The organism is Sphingobium abikonense NBRC 16140, from assembly GCF_001598335.1.
In the GTDB taxonomy this organism is placed as follows: Bacteria; Pseudomonadota; Alphaproteobacteria; order Sphingomonadales; family Sphingomonadaceae; genus Sphingobium; species Sphingobium abikonense.
Window position 1 is genome coordinate 187,010 of record NZ_BCYT01000004.1, and the last position, 18,423, is coordinate 205,432.

At 63.1% G+C, this 18,423-nt stretch carries 17 protein-coding genes; 9 read left to right on the forward strand and 8 right to left on the reverse strand.

Annotated elements, in window-relative coordinates:
* The first annotated feature begins 36 nt into the window (after positions 1 to 36).
* The 3 genes from SAB01S_RS06485 to SAB01S_RS06495 all read left to right on the forward strand — a co-directional run bounded on the left by SAB01S_RS06485 (position 37) and on the right by SAB01S_RS06495 (position 3,610).
* Positions 37 to 2,097, forward strand: a complete 2,061-nt coding sequence (locus SAB01S_RS06485; RefSeq protein ID WP_245646419.1) for a DUF3857 domain-containing protein — start codon at positions 37 to 39, stop codon at positions 2,095 to 2,097.
* 83 nt (positions 2,098 to 2,180) lie between these two features.
* Positions 2,181 to 2,936: a hypothetical protein gene (locus tag SAB01S_RS06490; RefSeq protein ID WP_062732264.1), complete on the forward strand. Its 756-nt coding sequence runs from the start codon at positions 2,181 to 2,183 to the stop codon at positions 2,934 to 2,936.
* An 80-nt stretch (positions 2,937 to 3,016) separates the two neighbouring features.
* Positions 3,017 to 3,610, forward strand: coding sequence for a DJ-1/PfpI family protein (locus SAB01S_RS06495; protein ID WP_062732265.1), 594 nt, complete (start codon positions 3,017 to 3,019; stop codon positions 3,608 to 3,610).
* A gap of 97 nt (positions 3,611 to 3,707) precedes the next feature.
* Here the strand turns inward: SAB01S_RS06495 and SAB01S_RS06500 are convergent, their stop codons facing one another.
* Entirely contained in the window at positions 3,708 to 4,874 is a 1,167-nt protein-coding gene (locus SAB01S_RS06500; RefSeq protein WP_021225245.1) for a pyridoxal phosphate-dependent aminotransferase, read from the reverse strand.
* A 118-nt stretch (positions 4,875 to 4,992) separates the two neighbouring features.
* Positions 4,993 to 6,153 carry a pyridoxal phosphate-dependent aminotransferase gene (locus SAB01S_RS06505; RefSeq protein WP_062732266.1) on the reverse strand — a complete coding sequence of 387 codons (1,161 nt, stop codon included), beginning with the start codon at positions 6,151 to 6,153 and terminating at the stop codon, positions 4,993 to 4,995.
* 172 nt (positions 6,154 to 6,325) lie between these two features.
* Between SAB01S_RS06505 and ptsP the strand changes: the two genes are divergently transcribed.
* The 6 genes from ptsP (at position 6,326) to ftsH (ending at position 13,918) form a co-directional block, all read left to right on the forward strand.
* Positions 6,326 to 8,602, forward strand: a complete 2,277-nt coding sequence (gene ptsP / locus SAB01S_RS06510) for a phosphoenolpyruvate--protein phosphotransferase (protein ID WP_062732267.1) — start codon at positions 6,326 to 6,328, stop codon at positions 8,600 to 8,602.
* A gap of 73 nt (positions 8,603 to 8,675) precedes the next feature.
* Positions 8,676 to 9,527, forward strand: coding sequence for a helix-turn-helix domain-containing protein (locus tag SAB01S_RS06515; protein ID WP_062732268.1), 852 nt, complete (start codon positions 8,676 to 8,678; stop codon positions 9,525 to 9,527).
* Between the two features lie 159 nt (positions 9,528 to 9,686).
* Positions 9,687 to 10,619: a tol-pal system YbgF family protein gene (locus SAB01S_RS06520; protein ID WP_062732269.1), complete on the forward strand. Its 933-nt coding sequence runs from the start codon at positions 9,687 to 9,689 to the stop codon at positions 10,617 to 10,619.
* Complete coding sequence (tilS, locus tag SAB01S_RS06525; protein WP_062732270.1) at positions 10,610 to 11,554, forward strand: tRNA lysidine(34) synthetase TilS; 945 nt, start codon at positions 10,610 to 10,612, stop codon at positions 11,552 to 11,554. Before SAB01S_RS06520 ends, tilS begins: the two co-directional genes overlap by 10 nt.
* Before the next feature lie 123 nt (positions 11,555 to 11,677).
* Positions 11,678 to 11,869: a hypothetical protein gene (locus tag SAB01S_RS06530; RefSeq protein WP_062732271.1), complete on the forward strand. Its 192-nt coding sequence runs from the start codon at positions 11,678 to 11,680 to the stop codon at positions 11,867 to 11,869.
* A 99-nt stretch (positions 11,870 to 11,968) separates the two neighbouring features.
* Positions 11,969 to 13,918 (forward strand): ATP-dependent zinc metalloprotease FtsH, encoded by a 1,950-nt coding sequence (gene ftsH, locus SAB01S_RS06535; RefSeq protein ID WP_021225253.1) that lies wholly within the window; start codon positions 11,969 to 11,971, stop codon positions 13,916 to 13,918.
* A gap of 384 nt (positions 13,919 to 14,302) precedes the next feature.
* Here ftsH and grxD read toward each other — a convergent pair whose 3' ends face one another.
* From grxD to SAB01S_RS06565, 6 genes are all read right to left on the reverse strand, one after another.
* Entirely contained in the window at positions 14,303 to 14,635 is a 333-nt protein-coding gene (gene grxD, locus SAB01S_RS06540; protein ID WP_062732374.1) for a Grx4 family monothiol glutaredoxin, read from the reverse strand.
* Between the two features lie 58 nt (positions 14,636 to 14,693).
* Positions 14,694 to 14,927 carry a BolA family protein gene (locus SAB01S_RS06545; protein ID WP_021225255.1) on the reverse strand — a complete coding sequence of 78 codons (234 nt, stop codon included), beginning with the start codon at positions 14,925 to 14,927 and terminating at the stop codon, positions 14,694 to 14,696.
* Between the two features lie 14 nt (positions 14,928 to 14,941).
* The gene (locus tag SAB01S_RS06550) at positions 14,942 to 15,265 is read right to left on the reverse strand and encodes a DUF1476 domain-containing protein (protein ID WP_021225256.1); all 324 of its coding nucleotides are present in this window, start codon (positions 15,263 to 15,265) and stop codon (positions 14,942 to 14,944) included.
* Between the two features lie 58 nt (positions 15,266 to 15,323).
* Entirely contained in the window at positions 15,324 to 15,929 is a 606-nt protein-coding gene (gene leuD, locus SAB01S_RS06555; protein WP_062732272.1) for a 3-isopropylmalate dehydratase small subunit, read from the reverse strand.
* Positions 15,930 to 16,038: 109 nt separating this feature from the next.
* The gene (gene leuC / locus SAB01S_RS06560) at positions 16,039 to 17,490 is read right to left on the reverse strand and encodes a 3-isopropylmalate dehydratase large subunit (protein WP_062732273.1); all 1,452 of its coding nucleotides are present in this window, start codon (positions 17,488 to 17,490) and stop codon (positions 16,039 to 16,041) included.
* 99 nt (positions 17,491 to 17,589) lie between these two features.
* A complete protein-coding gene (locus SAB01S_RS06565; RefSeq protein WP_062732274.1) occupies positions 17,590 to 18,276 on the reverse strand; it encodes a glutathione S-transferase family protein in 687 nt (228 codons plus the stop codon).
* Between the last annotated feature and the right edge of the window lie 147 nt (positions 18,277 to 18,423).

Below are 18,423 nucleotides of genomic sequence, written 5' to 3' on the forward strand. Positions count from 1 at the left end.
TCATTCTGTCGCTGCCCGTCATGGGGATGAGAAGACTTGATTTTCAAGGGGGTGGTGGCACTCGCGGCATTGAGCGCGGTGCCGGTCATGGCAGCAGATAAGGTGCAATATGGCAAAGTGCCGGCGTGGGTCATGCCGCCGCCATCACCTACGGATACGCCGGCGCCGGCGGGTGCCGCGGCCCGGATCATCTATTCGGACGTGCAGACACGGCTGACGGATCGCGGCGACGAAGTCTATACCGCGTACCGCATCAAGCTTCTGACCGCAGACGCCCTTGCGGCAGGCAATATTGCAACGAGTTGGAACCCGGATGCAGGATCGGTCACCGTCCATCATCTACGGATCATACGCGACGGGAAGGTTATCAACGTCTTATCAAAATCGCGCTTCATGGTGATACGTCAGGAAGCGCAGTTGGAAGCTGCAATGCTGCACGGGATGCTGACCGCCACGCTCCAGACGCCGGGCCTTCGGATAGGGGATGAATTGGAGTTTGCGGCCACCATTCTTGGGCGCGACCCGACGCTGGGCGACCATCATTTCGGCTTTTCCGCGCTGCCTCCACAGGGCAACCCGGGACCGTTTCGTGTGCGGCTAAGCTGGCCTCAAGAAAAGACCGTCCGATGGCGGGCCACCCCCGACCTGGGCCAGATGGTGCCTCATCCCGAAGGCGGACAAATGGTGCTGCAACAGGAATTACGCGATCCCAAAGCCGTCGTGCCGACCGAGGGCGCGCCACCGCGATTCAATCTCCGCCGGCTGATTGAGTATTCTGACTATACCGACTGGCAGGATATTTCCGCGACGATGGCAAGCTTTTTCGATAGGGCAGCCGCCTTGAAGGACGGTTCGCCAGTCCGGCGCGAAGCGGCGACGATCGCGTCGCGGACAAGTGACCCCGTCGAACGTGCCAAGGCGGCGCTGATTCTGGTTCAGGATCAGTTGCGCTATGTCTATGTCGGTTTGAATGGAGGGAATTTCCGGCCGGCGAACGCCGATGAAAGCTGGGCGCGCCGCTTTGGTGATTGCAAGGCCAAAACTGCGATGTTGCTGGCGTTGTTGCGCGAACTGGGCGTTCAGGCAGAGGCGGTGCTGGTGCAAAGCGCGGGCGGCGACGGACTGGACCAGCGGCTGCCCAACCCTTTGCTGTTCGACCATGTGCTTGTGCGCGCGACGATCGCAGGAAAGATTTATTGGCTGGACGGGACGCGACTGGGCGATCGCAGCCTCGATCTGATCCCCCCGCCGCTTTTCCGTTGGGTGCTGCCGCTGCGTTCGCCCGGCGCGGGGTTGGAGGCAGTCGTTCCTCGCGCGCCGCGTGAACCCCAACTCATCGCCGTGCTAGACATCGATGCACGCGCTGGGATCGAGAAGCCGGGCAAGGTCAAGCTGGACCATATTTTGCGCGGCGACGGTGTCTATGCGCTACGCACAACCCTGTCGTCCTTGTCAAAGGATGAAGCGGACCGACAGTTGCAAAGCTATTGGCGCAACCAGGCAAATTGGGTCGATGCCACAAAGGTTCAGTGGCGCTACGAAGAAGACAAGGCCGCTCTGGTGCTGAGCCTGATCGGCGAGGGGCGACTGGACTGGGACGGCAACGCCTCCGATGGGTGGTCGCATTATCTTAACGGCGCAGGCTTTTATGCGCCCTCCGCGCTCAAGCGCCCGGCAGAGCAGGATCAGGATGCGCCCTATGCGATCGGCTTCCCGCGGTTTCGCTGCTATGCTACGATATTACGTCTGCCTCCGCTGCAAAAGGGGCACTGGAACATTGTCGGTCGCAGGATGAACCGGAGTCTGGGAGGAGTTGCCTATTGGCGCGGCCTGTCGATCAGGGACAATATCGTGCGTAGCGTCATGTCGAGCCGGAGCATAGAGCCTGAGATCAGCGCCCGGCAGGCGGCGGTGCTCAATGCCCAGATCAACAGGTTTGATGACAAGATGACGCGGATCGACCAGGACTTCACCCTGGCCGCCGATGTCGGAAAGGATGAGCCAATGCTGGCCAAGGGAGATGCGATCGACTGGCTGTCTAGCGCGACCCCATGCGACGGACCGGGAGATCCCAGCGGTGTACCCATGGGCTTGTGACGGTGGGACGGCGCGACGGCGTTGACGCCATCGCGCCGTCTGGGCAAGACCGGTGTCTCTTATCGTCTGTTTGGCTCGCACGCTTGAATATCTCCTCGATTCCCTGGGACAAGGTGCGGCAGCGGGCGGGTGGCGTGACATTCGCGCTGGTTCTCAACCTGCTGCTTCTGCTGGCGCTTTTCACCCTGTCGCCATCCTTCCAGCCGCCCAAGATGGACCCGCGCCTGCCGGTCACGTTCGAAACGGAGGCCGGCCCCAAAGCCGCCAAGGAAGAGGCGAAGGCGGACAAGGCGGAGCGGAAGGAGAAAAGCAGGGCCGAGCCGCAAAAGGCGGAGGAGCCGGTCGTCCGCCCGCCGGTCGAGGTCGAAAAGCCGGCCGAGCAGCCGCCATCTCCTTTCCCTTTCCTGACGCTCAATCGCGAGCAGATGGCGTCGGCCGACATCGGCACGATGCCCAAGCGCGCGCCCGGCGAAGGCGCGGCGGGACAGGGGGAGAGCGCGGCGGTGGCGGGGCCGGGCGAGGGGCCGGGGGGTGTCCAGCTGTTCGAGGCGGAATGGTATCGGCGGCCGACCCATGCGGAACTGTCGCCCTATCTGCCCAATGACGCGCCAGCCAATGGCTGGGGATTGGTCGCGTGCAAGACGATCGACCATTATCATGTCGAAAATTGTCAGGTGATGGGGGAGTCCCCCATGGGCTCAGGCTTTGGCCGCGCCGTACGGCTGGCGGCCTGGCAGTTCCTGGTCCTGCCGCCGCGCGTCAATGGCAAGGTGATGGTGGGCAGTTGGGTCCGCATCCGCATCGACTATAGCCGGCGCATCGTGCCCGCCGGCGGTTAGGGGCCACTGTCGGCGGTGCGGCCCGAGCGGACGTGCGCGATGACGCCTACCCCCTCCCGCGATGAACGGGAGGCACGGCCATGCAGATAGCGATCCTCAGCTTTGACGGTTTCAACGAACTGGACAGTTTCGTTGCGCTGTCGTTGCTGAACCGGGTGCCCGGCTGGCATGCGATGATCTGCGCGCCGGACGCCACAGTCACGTCGATGAATGGCGTCATGATATCGGCAGGAATGAGGCTGGATACACTGCCGGACATGGATGCCGTTATCGTGGGAAGCGGCGTGCGGACACGACAGATCGCAGCGGATGAAGCGGTGATGGCGCGGTTGCGGCTCGACCCTTTGCGGCAGTTGATCGGCGCGCAATGTTCAGGCGCGCTGTTGCTGGCGACGCTGGGTCTTCTGGAAACTGTGCCGGTCTGCACCGACGCAACCAGCCGCCCACGGGTCGAAGCAGCAGGCGTAAGGGTGATCGAAGCGCCCTTTCATGCCTCCGCTAATATCGCCACGGCGGGCGGATGCATGGCGGCCCATTATCTTGCCGCCTGGATGATCGCGCGTGGCGCGGGGGAGGCGCAGGCCCGAACGGTCATCGACTATGTCGCGCCAGTGGGCGAGAAGGAAGCGACGGTCGAGCGTATCATGAGCGTGGTGTCGCCATTTCTGACATGATGAGCGGGAGCGTATCCTATGGACATGTCCTGCCTCCCAACAAAAAAGGGCGTCTGGCAATCCAGACGCCCTTTCGCTTTGGGACGAGGCAATCAGATCAGGCCGTATAGACCTTTTCGACGGCGGAGCGGAATTTCGCCATGTCTTCGGCCGAACCCACCGTGATGCGCGAAACCGTCGGCCAGATGGGCCAGTTGCGGCCGATCTGCACCTTTTCGGGCGTGGCAAGCATCGCCGCCTGCATTTCCTTGGCGGGCTTTTTCCAGTCCATCATGAACATATTGGCCTGGCTGCCCGACTGGACGTCGATGCCCTTGCTCTTCAGCCATGCGATGGTTTCTTCGCGGTTGGCGATCATTTCCTCGCGCCGGGCCTTGATCAGCGCGGCTTCGGGATAGACCGCGTTGCCGCATGCCATGGCGGTGATGGACAGGCCGCCGGCGGTCGGATTGAACAGGTTGATCCGCTTTTGCAGTTCCGGATCGGCGAAGGTCAGGCCCAGGCGCACGCCCGCCATGCCGAACAGCTTGGAGAAGGTGCGCATGACCACCAAGTCCTTGCGCCCGGCCACCAGCTTCGCCGCGCTCGGCGCTTCGGAAAAGTGGATATAGGCTTCGTCGACCAGCAGGATCGAATCCTTGGGCTTGTTGGCGAGCAGCCATTCAATATCGGCCAGCGGCGTCACGGTGCCGGTCGGGTTGTTGGGCGTGCAGATATAATAGAGGCCCGCATTCGGATTGGCCGCCAGCATGGCCTTCACATCATGGCCCGCGCCCGGAGCCTGTGGCGCCTTGGCGATGGGGGCCTTGAGGTAATCGGCGGTGCGCCAGGCCGACTCAAACGTCGGATCGGCAGTCACCAGCCCCTTGGTGGGCGAGCAGAAGGCGGCGACCGTGCTGACCAGCGGACCGCCCGATCCGGGCCAGAGCATCACATGGCCTTCGGGAATGCCCTCTACCGACGCGACGGTCTTGACCAGTTCGCCGCGATAATTGTCTGGATCATACCAGTTGCCGAGCGCAGCGGCCTTGGCCGCGGCATCGACGCCCGAGGGGAAAGGACCGGTCCAGCATTCGTTGGAACCGATGCGCACCGCGCCCGCGACGCCGCGCGCAGCCTGCTGCTGCGCCTGCGCCGCGCCGCCCAGCAACGAACTGGCGGCGACGCCTGCGCCCACCAGCGCGGCGACTTCCGCGATCTGGCGGCGCGAATAGCCGCGTTCCATCAGGTCTTCCCTGGCATCCTTGTTCAGCATCATGGTCATATCGTCCGTCCCCGTTCTGCAAGAAGCACACACAGACGAAAGACGAAGCGGCGGCACATTTCCGCAATGTGCCGCCGCCCAATCATGATATTATTTTGCGCGAGCGCATCGCTGGCTTTCAGGCCTTCCAAACCTTGTCCACCGCCGCGTTGAAGGCGTTCATTTCCTCCATCGAACCGACGGAAACGCGCGAGACATTGGGCCAGATCGGCCAGTTGCGGCCAATCTGCACCTTTTCCGCCAGGATTGCGGCCTGCATCTCCTTGGCGGGCTTGCCCCAATCCACCATGAACATATTGGCCTGGCTGCCCGGGATCACCTTGATCCCCTTGGATTTGAGGTGATTGACCGCCTTGTCACGCGCGGCGATCATTTCCGCCCGGCGCGCCTTGATCAGGTCCGCCTGCGCGACCGACACGGTGCCAGCGGCGACCGCCGTCATCGGCAGCATCGCCGTCACCTGACCGCCATCATAGCGCATCATCTTCTTCATCAGCGCGGGGTTCGCAAAGGTCAGGCCCAGGCGCATGCCCGCCATGCCGAACAATTTGGAAAAGGTGCGCAGGACCAGCACGTCGTCGCGCGACGCGGCCAGCTTGGCGGCATTGGGTCCGTCGAACCAGTGGATATAGGCCTCGTCGACGACCAGGATCGAATCCTTGGGCTTGTTGTTGGCCAGCCATTCGATGTCGGCCAGCGGGGTGACTGTGCCCGTCGGGTTGTTGGGCGAACAGATATAATAGACCCCTGCATTCGGATCGGCCGCCAGCATCGCCTTGACGTCATGGCGATAGTCGCTGGTCAGCGGCACCTTGGTCACTTTCGCGCCCAGCCAGTCGCCCGTCCGCCAGATCGCTTCATAGGTCGGGTCGGCGGTGACGATGCCGCGCGTGGGTGAGGCATAGGCGACCGCAACGCGGCTCAGCGGATCGGACGATCCGGGCCAGGCAGTCACATATTCGGCCGGGATGCCTTCGACCGCCGACACGGCCGCAAATAATTTCTGATGCTCATTATCGGGCTCGTAGCGATTGCCTTCATTGACCAGCTTGTACGCGGCCTCCGCCGCGACCGGGAACGGGCCAGTCCAGCATTCGTTCGCTCCGATGCGCACCGCGCCTTCGACCGGCTTGGCCGCCTGCTGCGCGGCAGCGCCCGTCACGCGCAGCGTCGCGGTCGCGGCGCCCAGCAACGCAGCCGCCTTTGCCAGTTGACGGCGTGAATAGCCGCGGTCGGTAAGGTCTTGTTCGAAATGCGTCATATCTGCTTGGGTCGCCATGGTCCTGTCTCCCTGCGGGCCGTGCGTGGAAAGGCCGTCACTCCATTGGACGAAGCTACCGATTGTTTCCGCTATGTGAATGGCAGGCGGTCTTTTTAAGATGATATTTTTCAGCGCGACTTTGGCCGCACAAATCTTGGCACTTTTCGGGTCAATCTGGTAGCGCTGCCCCATGCCCACGACGCCCGCCGCCGCCGCCCGCCAGATCCTTGTCCTGTTGCAGGAGGTGATGGCGTCGCGCAACAGCGCCCAGGCGAAGCTCAACAAGGTGGTGGAGATCATCGGCCAGTCGCTCTCCAGCGAGGTCTGTTCCATCTATCTGGTGCGCGAAGGCGTATTGGAATTGTTCGCTACGCGCGGCCTCAAGCAGGAGGCGGTGCACGTCACGCGGATGGCCATGGGGGAGGGGCTGGTGGGCCTCATCGCCACCAATGTCGAGACGCTGAACCTGGACGAGGCGGCGGCGCATCCCGACTTTTCCTATCGTCCCGAAACCGGGGAAGATCGTTTTCACAGCTTTGCCGGTGTGCCGATCGTGCGGCGGGAGCGGTCGATCGGTGTCCTGTGCGTGCAGCATGTGGAGCCGCGCCGCTATGAAGAGGTGGAGATCGAGGCGTTGCAGACGGTCGCCATGGTGCTGTCCGAACTGATCGCAAACGCCGAATTGGCCGATGACGGCCCGGCCGATGCGCGCGTCGCGGAAACGGGCACGACCATCTTGCAGGGCCTGCAACTGGTGATGGGCATGGCGCGCGGCCACGCCGTCTTTCACCAGCCGCGCATCCATGTCGAACATACGGTGGCCGAAGATACCGAGGCCGAACGCGCGCGGGTCATTTCCGCCTTCACGAAAATGCGCGAGCAGATCGACCGGATGACCGGCGCGGCCGAATTCGGGACCGAGGGCGAACATCAGGAGGTGCTCGAAACCTACAAGATGTTCGCCTATGACGAGGGGTGGATTCGGCGGATCAATGAAGCGATCGACAGTGGCCTGACCGCCGAGGCGGCGATCGAGAGGGTGCAACAGCGCACCCGCATGCGCATGCGGCAGATTGACGACCCGCTGTTGCAGGATCGGATGCACGACCTGGAGGATATGGCGAACCGGCTGCTTCGGATCGTGTCAGGGCAGCTGGGGACCGCCGCGCAACTGGGCTTGCGCCAGGACGCCATATTGATCGCGCGCAATCTGGGGCCTGCGGAGCTGCTGGAATATGATCGTCGGCGGTTGAAGGGTGTGATCCTGGAGGAAGGGTCGCTGACGGCCCATGTCACCATCGTCGCGCGCGCCATGGGCGTGCCTGTTCTTGGCCGGGTGCGGGATGTCCGCCACAAGCTCAATGAAGGCGACCTCATCCTGCTGGACGTGGCCGAAAACACCGTCTTGATCCGGCCCGGCCCGGACATGGACGAGGCGTTCGAGAATAAGCTGCATGTGACGCAGAAGCGTCGCGCGGAATTCGCGGCCATGCGCGACCTGCCGTCCGTGACCACCGATGGGCAGCGCGTCGAATTGATGGTCAATGCAGGCCTGCGCGAAGACGCGCAGGCGCTGGACTTGGTCGGCGCGGATGGCATCGGCCTGTTCCGCACCGAATTCCAGTTCCTGGTGTCCGCGACCTTGCCGCAACGCGAAAAGCAGCAGCGGCTTTACAAGGATGTGCTGGACGCGGCGGGAGACCGACCAGTCATTTTCCGCACCGTCGATATCGGCGGCGACAAGGCGTTGCCCTATATGCAGCGGGATGGCGACGAGGAGTTGGAGGACAATCCCGCCATGGGCTGGCGCGCGTTGCGGCTCGCGCTCGACCGCGACGGGCTGATGAAGGCGCAGGCGCGCGCGCTGCTGGAGGCGAGTGCAGGCAAGATACTCAACATCATGTTCCCGATGGTGTCGGAGCCGTGGGAGTATGAAGCCGCCCGTGCTTTGGTCGAGCATCAGCGCGAATGGCTGCACGGCCATAAGAAGAAGCTGCCGATCGCGGTCAAATATGGCGCGATGCTGGAAGTGCCGGCCTTGGCCGAAGTGCTCGACCTGCTGCTGCCACGCCTCGACTTTCTGTCGATCGGCACCAACGACCTGACGCAATTTCTGTTCGCGGCGGACCGCGCCCACCCTAAGCTGGCGGAGCGGTATGACTGGCTCAGCATCGCGATCCTGCGCTTCCTGGACCGCGTCGTACGCGCCTGCGTGGCGCATCAGGTCTCGGTCGGTGTCTGCGGCGAAATGGGTGGGCGCACTTTGGAGGCGATGGCGCTGATCGGCCTTGGCATCCGACGCTTGTCGATCACGCCTGCGTCAGTCGGCCCGGTCAAGGCGATGATCCGCGCAGTCGACGCGGCGCAGCTGCAATCCCTGATGCGGGAATGGCTCGACAGCGGTGCGCCGGACATACGCGAACGGCTGACGCAATGGGCGTCCGATCGGGGGGTGGAACTCAGCTGAAACGGCTGGTCCGGCGTTGACAATGCCCGTCCCGCAATGAGACAAGGCCGACCATCACAGGTCGCGGAGCAATATGGCAGAAGAACCAGACATCGAACCCGGCGCAACGCCGGTGGAAGACACGCAGCCCAGGACGCCCGGCGCAAAGCTGCGCGCTGCGCGGGAAGCGCAGGGGCTTTCGCTTCAGGATGTCGCGACGCGCACGCGTATCGCCTCGCGGCAACTCGAAGCGGTCGAACGCGACGATTATGGTGCCTTGCCGGGTATTCCCTATGCCGTGGGCTTTGCCCGGGCCTATGCGCGCGCTGTGGACGTGGACGAAGTGGCGATTGCCGCCGAGGTGCGGGAAGCTGTCCATGGTTCGGACCTGGGCGCCAATCGCTATGAGGCGTTCGAGCCGGCCGATCCGGCGCGCGTGCCGTCCCGCGCGCTGGCCTGGACGCTGGCCGCGATCGTGCTGGTGCTTATCGGTGGCTACATCATCTGGCGTACCCAATTGTTCACGCCGCCGTCGAGCGAAGAGATTGCCGCCAGCGCGCCAGCCCGGCCCTCTGCGCCTGCGGCGGGCAGCGCCGTCGCGCCCATTCGCCAGGTGCCGCAAACTGTTGTCTTCACGGCGGTAGATGATGTCTGGTTGCGGATCGTCGATGAAGCGGGCGAGCGGCTGAAGGACGGAACGATGAAGAAGGGCGAAAGCTTCACCCTTCCCGCCGGCGCGCGCAATCCCACGATCTTGACCGGTCGCCCGCAGGCATTGAATGTCACTGTAGGTGGAAAGCCTATTCCGCCCCTCGGCGCTGCCGATCGCACCATCGCCGATGTTCCGGTCAATGCCGAGGCGCTGCTGGCGCGCACTGCTCCAGCCGGGCAACAATCCGGCACGCCGGCCGGCGGGCAAGCGGCACCTGCTGCTTCGGCAAACTGACAGCAGCGAAGGTCCCGCTTTACCGCAGGTAATTAGGCCTTATGGTTAAGGGTGCGGCCGTCACCTCAGCGGGGAGGTGACGGCCGCAGCTTGGAAGTCATGCGCTTGCCGGTCGGAAGGATATGGCCCGTGCCGGTATCGCAGCAGTCGGGGAACGTCATGCGTCACGCCTTATTCGCGTCCACAGCCGTCATCGCAAGCGCGATGATCGCCCTTGCCTCGCCAACTGCGGCACAGACCAGTGTCGAAGGGCGTGTCGATCGGCTGGAAAAGGAAATGCGCGCGGTGCAGCGCAAGGTGTTTCCCGCGGGCACGCCGATCGAAGCGGAGATTACGCGTCCTGCGACACCCCAGCCATCGCCGGGAACGCCTGCATCGACCCCTGTCGCTGACCTGACTGCGCGGGTGAGCGCGCTGGAATCGCAACTGGCCTCGATCACGGGGCAGGTTGAGGAAAACAGCTACAAGCTGCGTCAGCTCGAAGAATCCTTCACGAAATACAAGGCTGAAACCGACGCGCGGATGGCGCCTGCCGCGCCGCCGGTCGCCACCGTGCCGACGGCATCATCAGGCACCAGCGCAGCGCTCGCACCCGCCGAACCGGCGCCCGCCAGGCCTGCCGCCGCCAAACCCTCCGCCCCCGCAGGCGCGAGCGAAGCGCGCAAGACGGCGGTCGCGGCGATTGAGCGGCCCAACAGCGGCGATGAGGCCAATGACGCCTACACCTACGGCTTTCGCCTGTGGGACGCCAAATTCTACCCGGAGGCGCAGGCGCAACTCAAAGCCACGGTGGACAAATATGGCGACAGCTCAGTCGCCAGCCGGGCGCAGAATCTGCTTGGCCGCGCCTATCTGGATGATGGTAAGCCGGCTCTCGCCTCTGTGGCTTTTTACGAAAATTATCAGAAACGGCCGCGTGGCGACCGTGCGGCGGACAGCCTGGCTTATCTTGGCGAAGCGCTGATCCAGCTGAAAAAGCCCGCCGACGCCTGCAAGGTCTATCAGGAACTGGATCAGGTCTATGGCAGCAGCCTGTCCTCCAGCCTGCGTGCGATGATGGACAAGGGGCGCGCCCAGGCGAAGTGCAGCTGACAGGCGAAAGCGCCGCGCTTCAGACGCGGCTGATCGATGCGACACGCGCGCTGGTCGGCGATGATCCGGCAACCCGCTTTGCCGTAGCCGTGTCCGGGGGACCGGACAGCATGGCGCTGCTGTGGCTCGCGGCGGGCGCCTTTCCGGGTCGCGTGGCCGCAGTGACGGTGGATCATGGCTTGCGGCCGGAATCCGCCGACGAGGCGGCAATGGTGGCGCGATGGTGTAGCGCGCACGGTATCGACCATGCCACGCTCCATCCCGATGTGCCGGTGACGGGTAATGTCCAGGCTTGGGCGCGCGCCATGCGCTATCGCCTGATGGAGGCTTGGCGCGCGTCTTGCGCCATGGACTGGATCATGACCGCCCATCACGCCGACGATCAGCTCGAAACAGTGGTGATGCGTCTCAACCGGGGGTCGGGCATTGGTGGACTTGCCGGCGTGCGCGCCAGGTCCGGCCGGGTGATCCGGCCACTGCTGGGCGAGCGCAAGGCGCAGTTGCAGGCATTTGTCGATCGCGAAAAATTACCGCATGTGCAGGATCCCTCAAATCGCGACGCGCGCTTCGATCGGGCTGCCTTGCGCTTGGCGCTGTCCGACGCGCCCTGGTTGGACGCGCAGGCGGTGACGCGTAGCGCCGCGGCATTGGCGGAGGCGGAAACCGCGATTCTGTGGAGCGTCGCGCAACTGGCGGAGCGTCATGTGCGCCCCGACGGCATCGGATGGATGCTCGACCGTATCGACCTTCCGCGCGAATATCTGCGTCGGCTATTGGTGCATATGCTGATGCTGGCCGGCGCAAAAGCGCCGCGCGGGGACACGTTGGATCACGCCTTGCAGGAGGCGGCGGCAGGCCGCCAGGCGAGCCTTGGCGATTGGCTGCTAAAAGGCGGCAGCACGTGGAGCCTGCGACCAGCGCCGCCTCGCAGTTAATTTGGCAAAAGGTTCCACGGGTCGGCGCGTCGCAGTCACGTTTTGCCGCTTTTGGCGTGATGGTGGCATCTGGTTAACGGCCGATATGGTATCGGGTCGGCTTTCCAGCAGGACTCTCTATGCATGTTTGAATTTGCTGCTTTATCTTATGGACTCTTGGCGAGCATCATCCTTTCGGCGGCGCAGCGGAACCGGACTTTGGCTCGGCCGCATCCACCGCTGCTCCTTTACATGGGATATCTGCTGTGCGGTATGTCGGCAGGCCTCGCACTGGCGCTCGGCTATCTTGCATTGACGATCGCCGGGGTCGTCTGACCTTCGGTCATCTATGCTGAATCGCCGCCAGGGAACGGCGTCGGCTGCGCTTGCGCTTTTGCCGGCGTGCCCTATCTTGGCGGGTGAAAGAGAGTGATGATGAACGACGAGAAAGACCCGCAGGGCAACCCCTGGATCAAGAGCGCGATGATTTGGGCAGGCGTGATTGTCGCCCTGTTGCTGTTTGTATCGCTGTTCGACAGCCGCACCGCCACGACGGCGGGCACCGGGATCGCCTATTCCGAGTTTCGCTCGAAAGTGCAGGAAGGGCAGGTCAAGGATGTCGCGATCGCGCCTGATCGCATCACCGGTACCCTGTCGAGCGGCCAGAAATTCAGCACTGTTCCGGTCAACGATCCGGGCCTTCCCAAGATGCTCGATGACTTCAACGTCAAATATTCGGGTCAGGCGGAGGAGCAACCCAGCTTCTGGATGATTCTCATCTATCAGTCGCTGCCGTTCCTGCTGATATTGGGCATCGCCTTTTTCGTACTGCGTCAGATGCAGAAGGGTGGCGGCGCTGGTGGCGCCATGGGTTTCGGAAAGTCCAAGGCCAAGCTGCTGACCGAAAAACATGGCAAGGTGACGTTTGATGACGTGGCCGGCATCGACGAGGCGCGCGAGGAGTTGCAGGAAATTGTCGAGTTCCTGAAAGACCCCAGCAAATTTGCGCGGTTAGGCGGCAAGATTCCCAAGGGCGCGCTGCTGGTTGGTTCGCCCGGTACCGGCAAAACGCTGCTGGCGCGCGCGATCGCGGGCGAAGCCGGTGTGCCTTTCTTCACCATCTCCGGCTCTGACTTTGTCGAAATGTTTGTGGGCGTTGGTGCGAGCCGTGTGCGCGACATGTTCGAGCAGGCCAAGAAGAATGCGCCCTGCATCGTCTTCATCGACGAAATCGACGCGGTTGGCCGCCATCGCGGCGCGGGCTTGGGCAATGGCAATGACGAGCGCGAGCAGACGCTGAACCAGCTTCTCGTCGAAATGGATGGCTTCGAGGCGAATGAAGGTATCATCATCGTCGCGGCGACCAACCGTCCCGACGTACTCGATCCCGCGCTGCTGCGTCCCGGCCGTTTTGACCGGCAGGTCGTGGTGCCGCGCCCCGACATTGAAGGCCGCGAGAAGATTCTTGCTGTCCACATGAAGAAGGTGCCGCTCGCCCCCGACGTCAATCCGCGCACCATCGCGCGTGGCACGCCGGGCTTTTCGGGCGCGGACCTCGCCAATCTCGTCAATGAAGCCGCGTTGATGGCAGCCCGGCGCGGCAAGCGGCTGGTCGCCATGGACGAGTTCGAGGCGGCCAAGGACAAGGTCATGATGGGCAGCGAGCGTCGCTCCATGGTCATGACCGACGATGAGAAGAAGATGACCGCCTATCATGAGGCTGGCCATGCCATCGTCGCAATGCACGAACCGGCCTCCGACCCGATTCACAAGGCAACGATCATCCCGCGCGGTCGCGCCTTGGGCATGGTCATGCGGCTGCCCGAACGGGACAGCTACAGCTATCATCGCGACAAGATGCACGCCAACATGGCCGTCGCCATGGGCGGCCGCGTCGCCGAGGAAATCATCTTCGGTTATGACAAGGTGTCATCGGGCGCATCGGGCGACATCCAATATGCCACCAAGCTGGCCCGCGACATGGTGACGCAGTGGGGTATGTCCGACAAGCTGGGGCCGCTCCAATATGAGGAGCAGCAAGGCGAAACCTTCCTTGGCTATTCGCAGAGCCAGCGCGTCCATATGTCGGACGAGACGGCGAAGCTGATCGACAAGGAAATTCGCGGCTTGGTGGAGCAGGGCTATGCACGGGCGCAAGAGGTGCTCAAGGGCCATGAAGACCAGTTGCATCTTCTGGCCAACGCCATGCTGGAATATGAGACGCTGACGGGCGAGGAAATCAAGACACTGCTGGAGCAGGGTGAGATTACCCGCGACGACGGAACCACGATCAAGCCTTCGGTCATCCCGGCGGTCGGATCGTCAATCCCGAAAATTCGCAAGCGCAAGGGGCCGTTCGGCGATCCTACACCAGCCGGCGCGTAAGCCGCGACTACAGGCAGGTTAGAGATAGGCGCGGCCCTCCGGTCGCGCCTATTTTCATTTGCGGCTTGGTTGCCGGGCCAAAATGCAACCCCATCCGATAGTGCGTTCTCGTTGAGAGCAAATGCGTATTTGAGCGATTCAGGGGTAGTCGCGTTCCGCCTGACCTGTACGGCGGGAAGGAATTTGGTGTGTGGCGCGCCTGCTATTTGGTCAGCGTGTTGCGGGGCGCAGCGTCCAAGGGATACCGGCCGCCACTGAAATCGCGATGGCGACGCGAGTAGAACTAAGCCTTTGTGATCAGCACAGGCGATTTATCCTCAAGGCCGCAACAAAAAACGGCCCGCTGAGCGAGCCGTTTCTCAATCATCAATGCGCTGAAGCGTCTCAGTTGGCCGGGGCGACGCCTTGGTCGGTCATGAGTTGATGCAACTCGCCCGCGTCATACATTTCCATCATGATATCGCTGCCGCCAACAAACTCGCCCTTCACATACAGCTGTGGGATCGTCGGCCAGTCCGAATAGGCTTTGATACCCTGACGGATGGCCTGATCCTGCAATACGTCGACGGTTTCGTAACCGACTCCCAGATGCTCCAGAATGGCAATCGCCCGGCTGGAAAAGCCGCATTGGGGGAAAAGCGGCGTGCCTTTCATGAAAAGCACCACATCATGGCCAGTCACAATCTGCGCGATCCGCTGCTGCACGGCGTCGGTCATCATCGTCATCCAATTCTATCTGTCGCAGCCACAGGAGGCGCGAAACGGTCAACGTGCGTTAGTTGGGAACCGCAGTGGTGAGTTGCAAGGCGTGGAGCACGCCGCCCATGCGCCCGCCCAGGGCGGCATAGACCGCACGCTGCTGCGCAACCCGGCTCATACCCCGGAAACTTTCGGATACGACCCGCGCGGCATAATGATCGCCATCGCCGGCCAGGTCGGTTATTTCAACCTGCGCATCGGGGATGGCGGCGCGAATCATGTCGGCGATGTCGTCGGCGGCCATGGGCATGGTCGGCGCGCTCCTTATTGAGCTTCGATGAACATGCGGCGAGCGATCACCGCCTGTTCTTCCAATGCCGCGCGCACGCCCGCTTCGTCGATGTCGATCCCGGCCTGAGTCATGTCGCCGACCAGCTTGCGGATGACATCCTCGTCACCCGCTTCCTCGAAATCGGCCTGCACGACCGCCTTGGCATAGGCGTCGGTTTCCTCCGGCGTCAGGCCCATCTTCGCTGCGGCCCATTCCCCCAGCAGCCGATTGCGGCGCGCCTGGATGCGGAATTCCATCTCCTGATCATGCGCGAACATATTTTCGAACGCTTTTTCGCGATCGTCAAACGTAGTCATATGCTGGTGCCCCGCTTAGATGGCCTGTTGTCGGACAGTGATAGGAAGATGCAAGGGATTACGCAACGGCCGGCGCGGCGGAGGGGACGATCCACGGGCGTTCCTGCGCCTGTCGCGCTTCATAGCTGTCAATGACGTCGGCCTCGCCCAGCGTCAGGCCAATTTCATCCAGCCCGCCCAGCAGGCACTGTTTACGAAACGGGTCGATTTCGAAATGGAAGCGATCCTGAAACGGCGTGGTGACGCTCTGCGCCTCCAGATCGACATGGATGGGATCGGTCTTCGCGACCTCCATCAGCCGATCGACGGCATCCTGCGGCAGGACAACCGTCAATATGCCGTTCTTGAACGCATTGCCCGAGAAGATATCGGAAAAACTGGGGGCGATCACCACCTTGATGCCAAGGTCCGCCAGCGCCCAGGCGGCATGTTCGCGGCTGGACCCACAGCCGAAATTATCGCCAGCGATCAGGATCGGACTGCCGGCATAGGCGGGATCGTCAAAGACATTGCCCGGCTGCTTGCGCAGCACTTCGAACGCGCCCTGGCCAAGGCCGCTGCGTGAAATCGTCTTGAGCCAATGGGCGGGAATGACGATGTCGGTGTCGACATTCTTCATCCCGAACGGATAGGCCCGCCCTTCGACCGTCGTAAGTTTGTCCATCAGTTCGCCTTCTGCACCTCGGGCGCCGGCGTGTCTTCGGCACGGCCTAGCGTTGCCGCCATTGCTGCGCTGGCCAATGCCCCCATCGTCAGCAGCCAGAAAATCTTCTTCATGCGACCATCCCCTTTTGCGTCGTCATCAATTCACGAACATCGGTCAGCCGCCCTGTGATGGCGGCGGCAGCGGCCATGGCGGGCGAAACCAGATGGGTGCGTGCCCCCGGTCCCTGGCGGCCCATGAAATTGCGGTTGCTCGTGGACGCACAGCGCTCGCCGGCCGGCACCTTGTCCGGGTTCATGCCAAGGCAAGCGGAGCAGCCCGGCTCGCGCCATTCAAACCCTGCGTCAAGGAAGATGCGGTCCAGCCCCTCGGCTTCGGCCTGCGCCTTGACGAGGCCCGACCCGGGCACCACCATCGCATGCTTGATGCCGGACGCGACATGACGACCCTTCAGCAAGGCGGCTGCGGCGCGCAGATCCTCGATCCGGCTGTTGGTGCAACTGCCGATAAAGATATGTTCGATGGCGACGTCCTGCATCCGCTGCCCGGCGGTGAGGCCCATATAATCCAGTGACTTGCGCACCGCGTCCTGCTTGCTCGCATCCTCAAAGCTGCCTGGATCGGGCACGACGCCGGTGATCGGCACGACGTCTTCGGGGCTGGTGCCCCAGGTGACGGTCGGCACGATATCGGCGGCGTCAATCACCACGGTCTTGTCGAACGTCGCGCCGTCGTCCGTGACCAATGTTTTCCAATAGGCGACGGCCGCGTCCCAGTCCGCGCCCGCAGGCGCCATCGGCCGTCCTTTCAGGTAAGCCAAGGTCTTGTCATCAGGCGCGAACAGGCCGGACCGCGCGCCCGCTTCGATCGACATATTCGCGACCGTCAGTCGCCCCTCGATCGACATGTCGCGAAAGACGGACCCGCGATATTCCATGACATGCCCGGTCCCGCCCGCGGTGCCGATCGCGCCGCAGATGGCCAGCGCCACATCCTTGGGCGTCACGCCGGGGGCAAGCTCGCCGTCGACCACGACGGCCATCGTTTTCGACTGTTTGAGCAGCAGGGTCTGTGTGGCCAGCACATGCTCGACCTCGCTGGTGCCGATGCCGAAAGCCAATGCGCCCAGCGCACCATGCGAGCTGGTATGACTGTCGCCGCAGACCAAAGTGGTGCCGGGCAGGGTGAAACCCTGTTCAGGGCCGACGACATGGACGATGCCTTGTTCAGGGTCCGCATCGCCGATCAGCCGCACGCCGAATTCTGGCGCATTGCGTTCCAATGCGGCGAGCTGCTGCGCACTTTGGGGATCGCTAATCGGAATGCGATTGCCCGCCGCATCACGGCGCGGCGTCGTCGGCAGGTTATGATCGGGCACCGCCAGTGTGAGATCGGGCCGACGCACCTTCCGCCCGGCAAGGCGAAGCCCCTCAAACGCCTGCGGACTGGTCACCTCATGCACAAGGTGACGGTCGATATAGATGAGGCAGGTGCCGTCGGGACGCCGTTCGACGACGTGCGCGTCCCAAATCTTTTCGTAGAGGGTGCGGGGCTTAACCATGATGCTCCCCCCTAGACCCCTCCTGCCGAAGGGAAAAGGGGGAATGCGACCGAAATATCCTGTTTTTGCCAGGGTAGCGGCAAGAAAGTTACGTCCTCGTCATCCGGCCCGATAATCCGCGATAATCCTGCCGGCGGCGGCGATCTCTGCCTCATGGCTTTCCTCCCGCCAGCTTTCGGCCAGGGCTTCGCTCTCCCACTGCTTCATCGCCGGGTGATCCAGCATATGATCGACCCACGCCTGCGCCGCCTTCCCGACATCCAGTCCGTAGCTGCGCACCCGAAAGACGACGGGCGCGTAAAAGGCGTCGACCGCAGTGAAGGTCTTGCCCGCCAGGAATGGGCCGCCGAAACGGTCCAGCCCCTGTTCCCATAGCTCGCGCAGCCGGGCGATATCCCCCCCCAGCGCGGGGGAGTGCATGTTGGGTTCGACGCGCACGCCAATATTCATCGGGCAGTCCTGGCGCAGCGTCGCAAAACCGCTGTGCATTTCGGCAACGGCGCATTGCGCAAAGGCGCGGGCGGCCTCGTCCGCTGGCCAGACGCCCGGGTGGCGATCGGCGAGGTAGAGCGTGATGCCAAGCGAATCCCACACGGTTCGATCGCCGTCGATCAGCGCGGGCACTTGGCCCGTTGGCGAGAAGCTGCGGAAGGCGGCGTAGTTGCTGGCGGCGGCAAAAGGTTCGATATGATCGTCGAACGGCAGGCCCAGCGCCGTCATCAATATCCAAGGGCGCAGCGACCAGCTGCTGTAGTTGCGATTTGCGGTGATCAGCGTGTAGGCCATGACGCGATGCTCCCATGCGATTGATGGAGGGCGACATAGCCGATTGGTGGTCGCCGATATAGCGGCATCCGTCCAAGCCTTCCCATGACGGTCGATGTTTGCATGGACGACGCCCTAGCCAAATACCTGATCCAACGGCACAATGGG

Bases quoted from the DNA above. Each gene is read 5' to 3' on its own strand.
- leuC (WP_062732273.1), bottom strand. From the start codon at position 17,490: ATGGTTAAGCCCCGCACCCTCTACGAAAAGATTTGGGACGCGCACGTC.
- SAB01S_RS06550 (WP_021225256.1), bottom strand. From the start codon at position 15,265: ATGACTACGTTTGACGATCGCGAAAAAGCGTTCGAAAATATGTTCGCG.
- grxD (WP_062732374.1), bottom strand. From the start codon at position 14,635: ATGACCGACGCCGTGCAGCAGCGGATCGCGCAGATTGTGACTGGCCAT.
- SAB01S_RS06565 (WP_062732274.1), bottom strand. From the start codon at position 18,276: ATGGCCTACACGCTGATCACCGCAAATCGCAACTACAGCAGCTGGTCG.
- ftsH (WP_021225253.1), top strand. From the start codon at position 11,969: ATGAACGACGAGAAAGACCCGCAGGGCAACCCCTGGATCAAGAGCGCG.
- SAB01S_RS06545 (WP_021225255.1), bottom strand. From the start codon at position 14,927: ATGCCCATGGCCGCCGACGACATCGCCGACATGATTCGCGCCGCCATC.
- SAB01S_RS06505 (WP_062732266.1), bottom strand. From the start codon at position 6,153: ATGGCGACCCAAGCAGATATGACGCATTTCGAACAAGACCTTACCGAC.
- ptsP (WP_062732267.1), top strand. From the start codon at position 6,326: ATGCCCACGACGCCCGCCGCCGCCGCCCGCCAGATCCTTGTCCTGTTG.
- leuD (WP_062732272.1), bottom strand. From the start codon at position 15,929: ATGGACAAACTTACGACGGTCGAAGGGCGGGCCTATCCGTTCGGGATG.
- SAB01S_RS06520 (WP_062732269.1), top strand. From the start codon at position 9,687: ATGCGTCACGCCTTATTCGCGTCCACAGCCGTCATCGCAAGCGCGATG.
- SAB01S_RS06500 (WP_021225245.1), bottom strand. From the start codon at position 4,874: ATGACCATGATGCTGAACAAGGATGCCAGGGAAGACCTGATGGAACGC.
- SAB01S_RS06530 (WP_062732271.1), top strand. From the start codon at position 11,678: ATGTTTGAATTTGCTGCTTTATCTTATGGACTCTTGGCGAGCATCATC.
- SAB01S_RS06515 (WP_062732268.1), top strand. From the start codon at position 8,676: ATGGCAGAAGAACCAGACATCGAACCCGGCGCAACGCCGGTGGAAGAC.
- SAB01S_RS06495 (WP_062732265.1), top strand. From the start codon at position 3,017: ATGCAGATAGCGATCCTCAGCTTTGACGGTTTCAACGAACTGGACAGT.